The organism is Pseudoalteromonas sp. MMG022 (assembly GCF_021654245.1).
GTDB classification, from domain to species: domain Bacteria; phylum Pseudomonadota; class Gammaproteobacteria; order Enterobacterales; family Alteromonadaceae; genus Pseudoalteromonas; species Pseudoalteromonas amylolytica.
On sequence record NZ_JAKFZQ010000004.1, the window covers coordinates 272,509 to 286,121 of the forward strand.

At 43.6% G+C, this 13,613-nt stretch carries 16 protein-coding genes; 3 read left to right on the top strand and 13 right to left on the bottom strand.

The annotated features are described in order from the left end of the window. Positions 1-30 precede the first annotated feature (30 nt). The 7 genes from L1070_RS05650 to L1070_RS05680 form a co-directional block, all read right to left on the bottom strand. On the bottom strand, positions 31-1,860 hold the full coding sequence (locus L1070_RS05650; RefSeq protein ID WP_237124801.1) for a DUF885 domain-containing protein: 1,830 nt from the start codon (positions 1,858-1,860) through the stop codon (positions 31-33). A gap of 80 nt (positions 1,861-1,940) precedes the next feature. Next, entirely contained in the window at positions 1,941-3,077 is a 1,137-nt protein-coding gene (hemW, locus tag L1070_RS05655; protein WP_237124802.1) for a radical SAM family heme chaperone HemW, read from the bottom strand. Then, entirely contained in the window at positions 3,074-3,667 is a 594-nt protein-coding gene (locus tag L1070_RS05660; RefSeq protein ID WP_237124803.1) for an XTP/dITP diphosphatase, read from the bottom strand. Before L1070_RS05660 ends, hemW begins: the two co-directional genes overlap by 4 nt. Before the next feature lie 6 nt (positions 3,668-3,673). Beyond that, positions 3,674-4,111 carry a DUF4426 domain-containing protein gene (locus L1070_RS05665; RefSeq protein WP_070983292.1) on the bottom strand — a complete coding sequence of 146 codons (438 nt, stop codon included), beginning with the start codon at positions 4,109-4,111 and terminating at the stop codon, positions 3,674-3,676. Positions 4,112-4,123: 12 nt separating this feature from the next. Next, positions 4,124-4,657, bottom strand: a complete 534-nt coding sequence (locus L1070_RS05670) for a YggT family protein (RefSeq protein ID WP_070983293.1) — start codon at positions 4,655-4,657, stop codon at positions 4,124-4,126. A gap of 9 nt (positions 4,658-4,666) precedes the next feature. Continuing rightward, positions 4,667-5,488 (bottom strand): pyrroline-5-carboxylate reductase, encoded by an 822-nt coding sequence (gene proC, locus L1070_RS05675; RefSeq protein ID WP_237124804.1) that lies wholly within the window; start codon positions 5,486-5,488, stop codon positions 4,667-4,669. Between the two features lie 14 nt (positions 5,489-5,502). Further along, the gene (locus L1070_RS05680; RefSeq protein ID WP_237124805.1) at positions 5,503-6,198 is read right to left on the bottom strand and encodes a YggS family pyridoxal phosphate-dependent enzyme; all 696 of its coding nucleotides are present in this window, start codon (positions 6,196-6,198) and stop codon (positions 5,503-5,505) included. A gap of 30 nt (positions 6,199-6,228) precedes the next feature. On the opposite strand from L1070_RS05680, the gene L1070_RS05685 reads away from it, so the two are divergent. Genes L1070_RS05685 through L1070_RS05695 form a run of 3 tightly spaced genes read left to right on the top strand, consistent with a single transcriptional unit; the run spans position 6,229 to position 9,258 of the window. Next, positions 6,229-7,272: a type IV pilus twitching motility protein PilT gene (locus L1070_RS05685; protein ID WP_070983296.1), complete on the top strand. Its 1,044-nt coding sequence runs from the start codon at positions 6,229-6,231 to the stop codon at positions 7,270-7,272. Positions 7,273-7,277: 5 nt separating this feature from the next. Further along, the gene (locus L1070_RS05690; protein ID WP_070983297.1) at positions 7,278-8,402 is read left to right on the top strand and encodes a PilT/PilU family type 4a pilus ATPase; all 1,125 of its coding nucleotides are present in this window, start codon (positions 7,278-7,280) and stop codon (positions 8,400-8,402) included. Continuing rightward, a complete protein-coding gene (locus L1070_RS05695) occupies positions 8,383-9,258 on the top strand; it encodes a hypothetical protein (protein WP_070983298.1) in 876 nt (291 codons plus the stop codon). The genes L1070_RS05690 and L1070_RS05695 overlap by 20 nt, the downstream gene beginning before the upstream one ends. A gap of 12 nt (positions 9,259-9,270) precedes the next feature. Here L1070_RS05695 and ruvX read toward each other — a convergent pair whose 3' ends face one another. From ruvX to L1070_RS05725, 6 genes are all read right to left on the bottom strand, one after another. Continuing rightward, complete coding sequence (gene ruvX, locus L1070_RS05700) at positions 9,271-9,717, bottom strand: Holliday junction resolvase RuvX (RefSeq protein ID WP_070983299.1); 447 nt, start codon at positions 9,715-9,717, stop codon at positions 9,271-9,273. 8 nt (positions 9,718-9,725) lie between these two features. Beyond that, positions 9,726-10,283: a YqgE/AlgH family protein gene (locus L1070_RS05705; RefSeq protein ID WP_070983300.1), complete on the bottom strand. Its 558-nt coding sequence runs from the start codon at positions 10,281-10,283 to the stop codon at positions 9,726-9,728. Between the two features lie 23 nt (positions 10,284-10,306). Continuing rightward, positions 10,307-11,263 carry a glutathione synthase gene (gene gshB / locus L1070_RS05710; protein ID WP_237124806.1) on the bottom strand — a complete coding sequence of 319 codons (957 nt, stop codon included), beginning with the start codon at positions 11,261-11,263 and terminating at the stop codon, positions 10,307-10,309. 49 nt (positions 11,264-11,312) lie between these two features. Beyond that, complete coding sequence (rsmE, locus tag L1070_RS05715; protein WP_237124807.1) at positions 11,313-12,047, bottom strand: 16S rRNA (uracil(1498)-N(3))-methyltransferase; 735 nt, start codon at positions 12,045-12,047, stop codon at positions 11,313-11,315. Between the two features lie 99 nt (positions 12,048-12,146). Then, positions 12,147-12,623, bottom strand: a complete 477-nt coding sequence (locus tag L1070_RS05720) for a hypothetical protein (RefSeq protein WP_237124808.1) — start codon at positions 12,621-12,623, stop codon at positions 12,147-12,149. 30 nt (positions 12,624-12,653) lie between these two features. Beyond that, positions 12,654-13,547, bottom strand: a complete 894-nt coding sequence (locus L1070_RS05725) for a hypothetical protein (protein WP_237124809.1) — start codon at positions 13,545-13,547, stop codon at positions 12,654-12,656. Positions 13,548-13,613 lie beyond the last annotated feature (66 nt).

Consider the following 13,613-nt stretch of genomic DNA (forward strand, 5'->3'; position numbering starts at 1 on the left):
TAAGCAGCCTTCTAAAGTATACAAGGAGCATTAAGCCTTTTTGCTTGCAACCCATTCAGCCACAAAACGCTCAAGTACGTTAAGTGGTACAGGACCATTTTTTAGTACTACGTCATGGAACTGGCGAATATCAAACTTGTCACCAAGCTCTTTTCTGGCGTTTTCTCTAAGCTCAAGAATTTTTAGCATGCCGATCTTATACGCGGTTGCTTGTGATGGCATGACGATGTGACGCTCTACCATTTTGACACCATCCGACTTAGCGTTAGGCGTATTGTTTACATAGTAATCAATACCTTCTTGGCGAGTCCACTTCATCGCGTGGATACCAGTATCAACAACTAGGCGACATGCACGCCAAAGTTCCATAGCCAAACGACCAAAATCAGAGTACGGATCTTCATATAACCCCATCTCTTTTGGTACTAGCTCAGAGTATAACCCCCAGCCTTCAATGTAAGCCGTGTAACCACCAAACTTACGGAATTTAGGTACACCTTCAAGTTCTTGTGCAATGGCAATTTGCATATGGTGTCCTGGGATCCCTTCATGGTATGCCAAAGCTTCCATTTGGTATGTTGGCATTGCTTCCATATCATAAAGGTTTGCATAGTAGATGCCTGGACGAGAGCCATCTGGTGCAGGTTGTTGATAGAACGCTTTGCCAGCGGCTTTTTCACGGAATGCTTCAACGCGCTTAACAATCATGTCAGCCTTTGGCTTGACGATAAACAGTTCATCAAGGCGTGACTTCATGTTGTCAATCAAATCTTTAGCTTGAGTCAGATACAACTCTTTACCTTCATCAGTATTAGGTAGATAGAATTGTTTGTCGGTTTTCATGAACTCCATGAATGCCTTTAGGTCGCCTTTAAAACCAACTTTGTCTTTGATTTCACGCATTTCATCGTGAATACGAGCGACTTCAGCTAGGCCGATTTCATGAATTTCTTTAGCGGTTAAGTCAGTCGTTGTGGTACGTGCCAGCTTAGTATTGTAGAAGGTTTCACCATCTGGGAACTTCCATGCGCCATCACGCTCATCGGCACGTTTTTCAAGCTGCTCTAAGTAGTTGATTAGTTTACGATATGAAGGTTTTACAGCCTCGTTTAGGGCGTTTGTTGCTTGCGCGATTAGCTCGGCTTTTTCTGCCTTGTCAATCTCTAGCTTGTTCACTTTACGCTTAAAGTCAGCGAGTAAAGTTGAATCTTCCCCTGCTTCAAACGGAGCGCCTTTAATTATGTTTTTGCTAGATTCAATGACGTGTGGAAATACAAACTTAGGCGCTATGATCCCTTTTTTAGCTCTAAGCTCTAAGCTTTCTAACAATTGGTCAAATACTTTCGTAACGCCGTTTAGACGTGAAATGTAAGCGAGTGCATCTTTTTTATCAGTGATCTGGTGCTGATTGATCAAAAATGCAGGCACAGTAGAATGCGTACCATACATTTGATTCACTGGGTATGTGTGATAGCGCCATTTAAAGTCTGCGATTTCATTTGCTAGGTTTTGCTGCATTAAATCGTAACTTACTTGCGTAGACGCATCCAGCTTGTTGCGGTCAATGCTTTTTAGCGTTGCTAAATCCTTTTTTGCAAGCTCTAGATCTTCAAGTTTACGCGCGTCGCTTTCATCGTCCCATTTATCGTAATCTTGTTTGATACCCATGTAGGTTTGATATACAGGGCTGCGCATGACGCTGCGCATAAATACTTCTTCAAAAAAAGCATTTGCTTTTTCAACTTCGCTTTGAGCAACTTGTTGAACTTGTTGTTGAGGCGCTGGCTGGTCAGCAGTTTGCTGGCAGCCACCTAATAGCGCTACGCTGATAGCGGCAGCAATAACAGTAAGTTTACGCATTGTTTTACCTTTCTTGTTATTCATGAGCACATCTGCTCAGTCTTAAATTCTTTATTTCAGATAAGAGGATTTTCTCTGCTCTAAACAAACGATTGTAGCAGGTCGTTTAGGTATCTGTGGCCCTTATTTGTAACTAACCATGAATGGGCCTGATTTAGTAACAAACCATTTGACTCGGCATTGGCAATATTGTCTTCAACAGCCTCTAAAGATAGTCCAGTAAAATCAATGAAGTCTTGTTTAGAGCACGGTTGCTGCAAACGGAAGCAATTCATAAAAAACTCAAAGGGTCTATCCTGCTCTTCGACTTGCCAACTTTGGTAAAGGTAAGGTTTGCTCAAATCCATGTAACCACGAGGATGTTTTACTTTAACGGTACGTAAGATCTCCTGATTATCTGGTAGAGTAATTTTGCCATGGGCGCCGCACCCGATCCCTAGATAATCGCCAAATTGCCAATAATTGAGGTTGTGTTTACATTGAAAACCCGACTTGGCATACCCTGATATTTCATATTGCTGATATCCGGCATTAGCCAACAATGCTTGACCTTGTTCTTGAATATCCCAAAGGATCTCGTCTTGCGGCAATGTAGGTGGTTTAGACGCAAACTGGGTGTTAGGCTCAATGGTCAGTTGATACCAAGATATGTGTGGTGGTTCTAGCTCTATAACGCGTTGTAAATCGCTCAGTGCATCGCTTAAGGTCTGGTTTGGTAAACCATGCATTAAGTCCATATTAAATGAACCTAACCCCGCTTTGCGGGCTTCGTGTGCGGCATTAATTGCCTCTTGCTCACCGTGAATGCGACCCAGCGCATTCAGTTTGTCCGCTTGTAAGCTCTGCACGCCAATTGAAATACGATTTATGCCAGCATCAACATAGTGTGCAAAGCGGTCCGTTTCAACTGTGCCTGGGTTGGCCTCCAGAGTAATTTCAATATCTTCTTCAAAAGGAATGAGCGCGCGTACTTGTGTCAACAAATGGGTATAAGCATTTGCTGAGAGCAAACTTGGGGTGCCTCCGCCAATGAAAATACTGTGTAGCTTGCGCCCTTGCACAAGGTGTAAGTCGGCTTTCAGGTCATTTAACAAATGTTGTACATATTCTTGTTCAGGGATTTTCCCCTTTAAACTGTGACTATTAAAATCACAGTAAGGGCATTTTTGTACACACCAAGGAACATGGATATATAAACTAAGAGGAGGTAATTTCACACATTGGCCTGCAATTGACTCAACAACATAGCCAGTGCCTGGCCTCGATGGCTCAGGGCATTCTTTTGTTCTTTGCTCAGTTCGGCACTGGTGCAGCTTTTCTCAGGAACAAAGAATACAGGGTCATAGCCGAACCCTTCTCGACCTTGTTGTTGCATGGTTATTTGTCCTTTCCAGCTGGCTTGGCAAATAATAGGTGTTGGGTCGCTTGCATGACGCATATAAACTAACACACACCAAAAACGGGCACTACGCTGTGGATTATCTCCAAGCTCTAGTAATAGTTTGTCTATATTGTCTTGATCGCTGGCGTTAGCGCCTGCGAAGCGTGCCGAGTAAACCCCTGGTGCACCATTAAGCGCATCAACCTCTAACCCAGAGTCATCAGCTATGCTGGGCATTCCAGTGACTTCAGCTGCATGACGCGCTTTGATAATGGCATTTTCCACAAAGGTAGTGCCTGTTTCTGCCACGTCCGGTACATTGAACTGGCTTTGCGGTAATACTTCAATTTTGAGCTCGCTGAGCATGCTCGCGAGCTCTTTTACTTTACCTTGGTTACCTGTTGCCAAGACTACTTGTTGGGGCATTTGGGTTTAATCCACATAAAATTTTTGTTGAAAGTTCAATACTTGCTGAGTATTGCCTTGTGAAATAGTTACCTTGAAGCGGTAGGTTTCTTCGTTGCTAAAATCAATTTGCGCTAAGTAATATACCGAATCTCCGTCAACCACCTCTTTAAACTCTAAGTTTTGTTTATTACCAAGTAGGTTTCTAGCTTCACCTGTTAAGCGCACTTTTTGCGCTGGTTTTTCGGCGCTATTGCTCAGCACAGAGATATTCACGGTCGCTTTGTAATTACTACGTTCAAGGCCATATGCTTTGGCAATATTGGGCTGAATAAAAGTCGAAGGAAATGCAATATAGTGCACTTGCCATGGACCAAGTGTTTTAAATTGCCCTCCTTGTTCTGAGCCTGCTTGTGCGAAAGCACATACAAACAGCAACAAGGCGAGTGATAAATATTTATTCATGATGTATTGCTCCTAAGTGAGTAAGTCCATCACCAGCAGTTGTAAAAACTGCATGCCGATGAGCAACACTAAAATCGATAAGTCTAGTCCTCCCAGTGGAGGGATAACCTTACGAATAGGTCTGAGCATAGGCTCAGTTAACTGATCAAAAACCGCAGCAATAGGGTTATAGCCTTGCACGACCCAGCTCATAATGGCTCTAATAATTAAGATCCAAAATACCAAAGAAAATGCTTCTTTTAGTACAGTGATGGCACCATTGATCAGCGCCCCGAGAGGGTTCCAACCACCGTAAAAAAGCACCATCAATATAGAAACTTTAGCAAAGCCTACCATGAACGCCAGCAACAAAGACGCTAAGTCTAACCCGCCAACGCCGGGAATAATCTTACGCAGTGGGTTGACCGCAAAAGAAGTCACTTTTACCACAGTTTGGCTTAGTGGATTATAAAAATCTGCACGCACCAACTGTAGCCAAAATCGCAACAATACGACCATCAAGAACAGATCAAAAATGATCCCGATTAAAAATTGCATGGCGTTCATAGAATAACCTTATATTTCCTGTTCCATTTCTTCAGCGCGGGCAATACAAGCATCCATTGCGCCGGCCACCGTTGAGAGTAAGTTCTGAGATTTTAAATGTTCCACTGCGGCATGTGTGGTGCCACCTTTGGAAGTCACATTGGCACGTAGTTGTGCAATACTGATATCGGGTTGTGATACCGCCATTTCTGCAGCCCCTAGTGCTGTTTGTTGTACTAACTGACGGGCCTGTTCATCACTAAAGCCCAGCGCTTTTGCTTTTTGTTCAATAGCTTCCATAAACAAAAAGAAGTACGCAGGCGATGAACCTGTAACCGCAATGATGTCATTAATTTGAGATTCTTGTTCTACCCACGTGGCGATGCCTGTCGCTGAAAAGACCTGTTCAACGTAGTTACGCTCTTCTGAATCGAGACCATCACCATATAAACCGCACACACCGCGGCCCAATAAACAGGGAGTATTTGGCATACAGCGTACCATTTTTACTGGGTGCGCCAGCATTTCTCTCAGTCTATTTACCGTGATCCCTGCGGCAACAGAAATAAATAGCTTATTGCTAAAATCAATCCCAGAATCTTGGAAGCTTTGACAAAGTTCAGCCATCATTTGTGGTTTCACAGACAGCACAATCACGTCTGCATCATTGAGCGCTTGATTATTGTCAGAGGTAGTTTGTACGTTAAAATCGGCTGCGACTTTGGCTAGTTTGTCTTGATTGCGATTGGTGGCAATAATGCTGTTTGGGGCAAAACCGTTTTTGATCATACCGCCGATAATGGCGTAGCTCATATTTCCAGTGCCGATAAATGCAATTGTTTTGTTAGACATAGCGTGTACTTACCTTATTTTCTTGAGCCAAAAATATCAGTGCCAATACGTACCATGGTGGCACCTGCTACAACCGCAGGCCCTAAATCACCACTCATACCCATCGACAAAGTATCTAGCTGAGGATATTGGTCCTTTAGTCTATCAAAGCAAGCTCTCATTTGCTGGAAATATTGTAATTGTTTATTTTTATCATCGGTTTGCTCAGTGATGGTCATCAATCCTCTGAGCTTGAGCTGGCGGCAGCTGTGGATAAATTCAGCCAGTTGTTCAAGCTCGTCTAAGCGGCAGCCCGATTTATTTTCATCTGCACTGATATTTACTTGAATAAGGACATTTAACGGCATGAGATTATTGGGACGCTGCTCGTTAAGACGTCTGGCAATTTTTTCACGATCAACACTTTGCACCCAGCTAAAATGTTCCGCGACTAAACGGGATTTGTTGGATTGAATAGGGCCAATAAAATGCCATTCAATGTCTTTTTTCTCTTTTAAATGAGTAATCTTATCAACCGCCTCTTGTACATAGGACTCGCCAAACTGACGCTGTCCGTGTATATAAGCTTGTTCAATAAGTTCCACCGGTTTGGTCTTAGAAACTGCTAAAATAGTAACTGGGTGGTCAACAAGATGATCAGCTGTGCGTTGTTGGGCGGCTTTTTCTACGCGAGCGTAGGCGGACTTAAGGCGTTCTGCTATTGTAACCATATTATTTTTCAGCTCGTAGTGGAGTCATACATGGATATTACTGAGTTATTGGCTTTTAGTGTGCAACACAAAGCCTCGGATTTACATTTATCATCAGGCGTATCGCCAATGATACGCGTTGATGGCGACGTGCGACGCGTCAATATTCCCGCGCTCGAAGCCAAAGATGTAAATAATCTAGTGTACGATATTATGAATGATAACCAGCGCAGAGACTATGAGCAAAATCTAGAGATAGATTTTTCTTTCGAAGTGCCAAATTTAGCTCGCTTTCGTGTCAATGCATTTAACACCAATCGTGGCCCCGCTGCGGTGTTTCGTACCATTCCATCTCAAGTTATGAGTTTGGATGACTTGGGGGCGCCTGATATTTTCCGTAAGATAGCGGAATATAGAAAAGGTTTGGTACTTGTAACAGGCCCTACCGGCTCGGGTAAATCAACCACACTCGCCGCTTTGGTCGATCATATCAATGCGACACAGCATTACCATATATTAACCATTGAAGATCCCATCGAGTTTGTTCATAAAAATCAGAAGAGCTTAATAAACCAACGTGAAGTACACCGTGATACACACAGCTTTAATGCCGCACTACGTAGCGCTTTGCGTGAAGACCCTGACGTTATTTTGGTGGGGGAATTACGGGATTTAGAAACGATCCGTTTGGCCATGACTGCCGCAGAAACTGGGCACCTCGTATTTGGTACCCTGCACACGACCTCTGCGCCAAAAACGATAGACCGAATTATTGATGTTTTTCCTGGCGAAGAAAAAGACATGATCCGCTCAATGCTCTCTGAGTCATTACAGGCGGTGATCTCACAAACCTTGGTAAGAAAAGTTGGTGGGGGGAGAATTGCCGCCCATGAAATTATGCTAGGCGTGCCCGCTATTCGTAATCTGATCAGAGAAGATAAAATACCCCAGATGTATTCAACCATCCAAACCGGTGCTATTCACGGTATGCAAACAATGGAGCAGTGTCTAGGTAACTTAGTAAATCGTGGTTTGATTTCACAGCAGGATGCCTATGGCAGGTCGCAAGATAAACACGGCAGCAGTGGTTATTGAGGAGTATGTCGATGACATTAAATAACTATTTACAGATGATGGTCGATAAGCAAGCATCTGACTTGTTTGTATCGGCTGGGTTGGTGATCAGTGCAAAGATTGACGGTGAGCTAAGGCCGCTGAGTGACGAGCGACTTGATGCCACCAACTCACTCGCGCTGGTGGAATCCATAATGAGTGACAAGCAAAAGCAAGAGTTTCATGAGCACAAAGAGTGTAACTTTGCGATTGTTACGGACGCGGGGCGATTTCGAGTATCGGCGTTTTGGCAGCGAGATTGTGCCGGCATGGTAATACGTAGGATCATCACAGAGATCCCCGATGTGGCCGAGCTTGGTCTACCATCGGTACTAACTGATGTGATCATGTCAAAAAGAGGCTTAGTGTTGTTTGTTGGTGGCACGGGCACAGGTAAATCAACTTCACTTGCTGCGCTGTTAGGCTATCGTAACCGCAATCAAAGAGGGCATATCCTTACAATAGAAGACCCGATTGAATTTGTTCATGAACATAAGAAAAGCATTATCACGCAGCGTGAGGTTGGGTTAGATACTGAAAGCTTTGAATCAGCTCTGAAAAGCTCTTTGCGACAAGCACCTGATGTCATTTTAATCGGTGAGATCCGCTCGCAAGAAACCATGGAGTATGCACTGAGCTTTGCAGAAACAGGGCATTTATGTGTGGCGACGCTTCATGCAAATAATGCTAACCAAGCTATCGACCGCATTATGCATTTAGTGCCAAAAGAAAAGCACGATAAGTTAAAGTATGACTTGTCGCTTAACCTGCGTGCTATTGTGGCTCAGCAGTTAGTCCCCGCGGCGAAAGGTGATGGACGAGTTGCCGCAATTGAAGTACTGCTTAATACACCGTTGGTGGCTGAGTTAATTAAAAAGGGTGATGTGGGGTCTATCAAAGAAGCCATGGCAAAGTCGAAAGACTTGGGGATGCAAACATTCGATCAAGCCTTGTTTGAATTATACAAACAACAGCGTATTAATTACGCCGATGCACTGCATCACGCTGATTCGCCTAATGATCTACGATTGATGATCAAGCTGCAAAATAATGAACAGCAGGGGGCGGGTTTCTTACAAGGGGTGACGGTTGATGGGCTGGACAAAACTTAAGTTCCACCACGTATTATGGCTGCTACTTTGGGTGCTACAAATTCCTAGCTACGCACAAAGCGATAGTGTACAGATGTACATTCGCGATGATGTATTTGCAGACTATCAACGTTTTTTAAAAGACCGTTCGCCACTGGATGTTGAAGACTTTAGTGGTGGCTACATACGGCGAGATGTTGTGGATATGGTCCTGATTCAGAAAGCTTTGCTGTTAGGCGGGTTTGATAAGAAATTCACCTACCAAACTGGGAATGTCAATTTTCGTAACACTAAGCTATTAGAGCAGGGCAAGTTGCTGTTGAGTTTTGATAGTTATTGGCTGGCTGATGCCGAACCTTTAGCGCAACATATCTATATTAGTGAAGCGGTGATCCGACATGGGCAGTACTACGCGGGTATTTTCTATGCCCCAGATAATCGTGAAGTTACAAATTTAAGTAGCTGGGATGATCTCCAAGCGCTATCGGCGGTTAGCACGCCTCGTTGGCGCACTGACTGGTCGACGTTGCAACAATTGCCGCTTAAAAAACACGTTATTGAGCATGAGTGGGTAGCACAGGCAAGAATGGTAAGTATGCAATGGGTGGACTTTATGTTGATGCCACTGATGCCAAGTAAAAATAATGAGTACAGACTGGAAGGAATACACTTAGTTGCACACCCTAAATGGGTTGTATTACTTGATGGTAGCCGCCATTTTGTGGTGTCGAAACTTCATCCTGATGGGAGGCGTGCCTTCGCTGCACTGCAAAAAGGGCTTAAGGAATTAAGAGCAAAGGGCATTATTAAAAAAGCCTATGCTCAGGCCGGGTTTACTCCAGATTGGTCTAAAATGCAGGAACTTAAAGCACAATAATAAGAATGTGGCTTATTGCCACAAACTTTCAAAATAGCTTTCTAAAATAATGACCGCTGACATACTATCAACATTGCCTTTGCCTAGGTTTCTATAACCACCTTGTTCAAACAGTCTCGCTTTAGCATCGGCGGTCGTCAGGCGTTCATCCTGAGTTTCTACGGGTAAACGGTAATTATTGTGTAATCGATTCGCAAACTTTTTAGCTGCAAACGTCACTTGTTGATTGGTGCCATCCATATTCAGTGGCAGCCCCACAACTAATAAATCAGGTTGCCATTGCTGGACATGCGCCTCTATTTCTGACCAGTTGGGAATGCCATCTCTGGCCTTTACAGCACCTAAACTGGTCGCGGTGCCGGTGATCTCTTGACCCACAGCAATGCCAATGCTTTTTGTGCCAAAGTCAAACCCCATAATCGTGCGCTCGCCTGGGCGAGCTTTTTCTTTTTTTGTCATATTTACTTCTATGCGTGTCCAGCTTGAGAGCTGAGCTGTGCTGCATCTATCCCCAGCATCTGCACAGCTTTTTCCCAGCGGAGCTCTGGAGGGGTGTTGAATATAATGGCGGGATCCGCCTCAATCACGAGCCATGAGTTTTCTAGTAGCTCTTTTTCTAATTGACCACGTTCCCAGCCAGCGTACCCCAATGTGATTAAAAATGCTTCTGGGCAGCTGTTTGAGGTCAATGATGCCAACACATCTTTTGATGTGGTGATCATGATATCAGAGCTGAGCTCTTGGCTTGATGAGTAGCCTAATTTCGGGGTATGAAGTACAAACCCCCTATCAGTGTGAACGGGGCCGCCAGCAAAGACATTTTGTGCCGCCGCAGGCCGAGTTTTGTCATTGTCGATTTCAATTTTGTCTAGTAATTCACCAACAGTGACATCAATAGGGTGGTTAACAACTAAGCCCATTGCTCCATTTTCGTTGTGCTCACAGATGTAAGTTACTGTATGCTTAAAAAATGGGTCTTGTAAGCTGGGCATTGCGATTAAAAAATGGTTTTCTAATGATTGCATATGTGTCGCCCCGTTATGGAATTTTATTTAGTATGGGCGAGTTTTACTTCTATCGCATCATAAAACTTGTCCATAATTGAAATATCGTACGCTGCCTCAATTTCTCTAACACAGGTCGGTGCCGTGACGTTAATTTCGGTAAGCTTGTTACCAATAATATCCAAGCCTACAAACAGCAACCCTTTGGCTTTTAAGGTTGGTGCAACAGCCTGAGCTACTTTCAAATCGTCTTCACTAATAGGGCGTGCTTCACCGCGGCCACCAGCGGCAAGATTACCGCGTGTTTCACCGCCTTGAGGGATGCGAGCAAGGCAGTAAGGGATCACCTCACCATCAACAACTAAAACGCGCTTATCACCTTGTTTAATTTCAGGGATATATTGTTGAGCCATGGCAAAACGTTGGCCATGTTCAGTCAGTGTTTCACAGATCACACCAATGTTTGGGTCATCATGCTTCACCCTGAAGATAGACGCACCGCCCATACCATCTAATGGTTTAAGTATAATGTCTTGATGCTTAGACAAAAACTCTCGTATTTGCTGTTGAGAGCGTGTCACTAAGGTATCTGGTGTATGCTCACTAAACCAAGCGGTAAACAACTTCTCATTGGCATCGCGCAAACTTTGCGGCTTGTTCACCACTAAACAGCCGGCCTGTTCCGCTCGCTCTAAAATGTACGTTGCATAAATATATTCAGTATCGAAAGGTGGGTCTTTACGCATTAAAATGACGTCTAAATCGGCCAAATCTATGGTTTGCTTTTCTTCTAGTTCATACCAGTGCGCGGTATCATCGAACACCTTTGCTTTAGCCACTGTTGCTTTTGCATGACCTTGATACATAAATAAGTCACCAAGTTCCATGTAATAAAGCTCATAACCACGTGCCTGCGCCGCCATCATCATGGCAAAGCCGGTGTCTTTTTTGATGTTAAATCCACTAATTGGATCGGAAATAATTCCTAGTTTAATTGCCATGCATCACCTTCATACTGTTTTACCTTACTATGGGGCCAAATAATCAAAATTAAAGAGCAAGATCACCAAACTGTAATTGCAATGCACTCAGTACTGTTAATGCCGCGGTTTCTGTGCGCAGCACCCGTGGGCCGAGTCGAACATCTATAAACCCTTGAGCGTTGGTTGCTTTGATCTCCTCATCGGTAAAGCCGCCTTCTGGACCGACGATAAAACGCACGCCATGAGTTGGCGTAGGCAGCGTTTTGATACTATGATGCGCTCTTGGGTGTAATGTCAGCTTTAGCTCACTAGAGTGTTGTGCTAACCAAGTATTAATATCGACAGGCGGATGAACAACCGTCACGGTATTTCGTCCTGATTGCTCAGCTGCGGCAATCGCTATTTTTTGCCATTGTGCGTGTTTTTTAGCTAAGCGATCACCTGATAGCTTTACGCCACAGCGGTTAGTAAATAAGGGGGTGATCTCCGTGATGCCTAGCTCCACCGATTTTTGAATGGTGAAGTCCATTTTATCACCTCTAGAAATGCCTTGCCCGAGGTGAATTTTGAGCGGTGATTCGCAATCGTGGTCATTAAACTCAATAACTTGAGCTGTCACGACTTTTTTCCCCACCTCCATCAGTTCACATAGATATTCACCGCCTTGGCCGTTGAATAATGAAACTTTATCGCCGCTTTGCATACGCAGAACACGTGAAAGGTGCCCTGCTGCATCGTCATCGAGTGTCACTTGTGTGTTTAATTTTAGTTCTGAAGGTTGATAAATATGGGGAATGCGCATAATAGACCCAAGTAAAATAGCAATGCGGTAATAGTAAAGTTTTGCGCTTTAAGCGTCTAGCTTCAGTTAAGGTTTGTGAATACTTTAAAGTTGGCGTGGTTAGTCTGTTTCAAGTTTACACAAAGAGGCTTCAATATCTTCGCCAACATTTGATAACGCGCCATGGCAGGATAAATGGTTTATGTTGGCTTTGTCAGTGAGCTTTTGGTACATAAAGCTGCCATCTTCTTGTTGATCTAATAAGTAACGAATAGGATGTAGTGAGTTAAAAATAAACTGCTGCTCTTTGCTTGCAAGATGATAATCCAAGCTGGAAATGAGTACTCCACAAATATTGTGATGTTCATTAAGATAGCTGGCTAACTCTGAAACGCTTATTTCGTTCGCAAAATCACAATAGCTATAATCTTTGATAAGTTCATCAAACATCATTTTTAAAAGATGTCGAGTGTTATCGCCAGCGGCGATTAATTGGCTTTTTTGGTTGCTGGTATGTTTGCGCAAATACTCAGCGTAATCCAGGCTGAACTCGCTATTGCTGTCAACTAACAGAAAATTATCAGGTTTGATAGACATGGCCCCACCTAGTGTAGCCATGTCCAGCGGCTACACGGAAAAAGTACTAATTAGTAGATAGCCTATTGATGCGAAAACCGCAAATTCGATACAGGCGATTCCGATATTATCCTGATGGTCGACTTCCAATCCTATGTCAACTTTAGGTAACGACACATACAGGAGTATGTAACTGCATATATATAGTAATGCCCACATCAGCCCGCAATGTAGCACCACGGAGAAAAGGTTCTCTACTATCATGGCACCGTGATAGGGAGCACTATGTAAACCTGCGTAAATAGCTAAAGACAAACCAATGGTTTTGCCTGCATAGCGAATACCGATAGAGGTATTTGCGAGGTTGAAGTTTTGTTGCAATGACGCGCCTTGATTAACCTTGGCAAAACGGCTTTCTCGCAACTTGCTATCTAGCGCAAATAACCCTTGCAATAGTAAAAAACTCAGGCTGACTACCAATAGGTCACTGATACCTTTTGGATGTACCCAATGGTATAAACCTAGTACCAAAATGCCATTGGCTATCAACATGCCTGAGTCGACAAGCGCTGCGCATATATTCTGTTTGAGAATGGCTTGCTCTTCATTGAATTGATACAAAATCCATTTGCGATGGATGTATTGCCCAAATGCCACAAACGCCAGTATCAACAACAATACCACTGAGGATTGGATGGGTTGTGCCAGCGCCGTTGCAAATTTAATGTCATCAAAAAAATACGCGACACTAAAGGCTATCACAGAAATTTGGCAAGCATAACTGATACCCAACGCGAAATTATCTCGTTTGGCGAGTTCCTCTTGCAGCTCTTGCTTGGCTCGATACTGCACCAACAAACGTAAAACGACCACAACCAAACATATAACGATAAAACTCGAAAAAATCGCAAAAAAGTTGATGTTCTGCAACGACAAATAAGTCATATTCGCTCTACTGATAAATTTTAGATATTGTTACTATAACTACTCCCAACTCATTGAGCCATATAG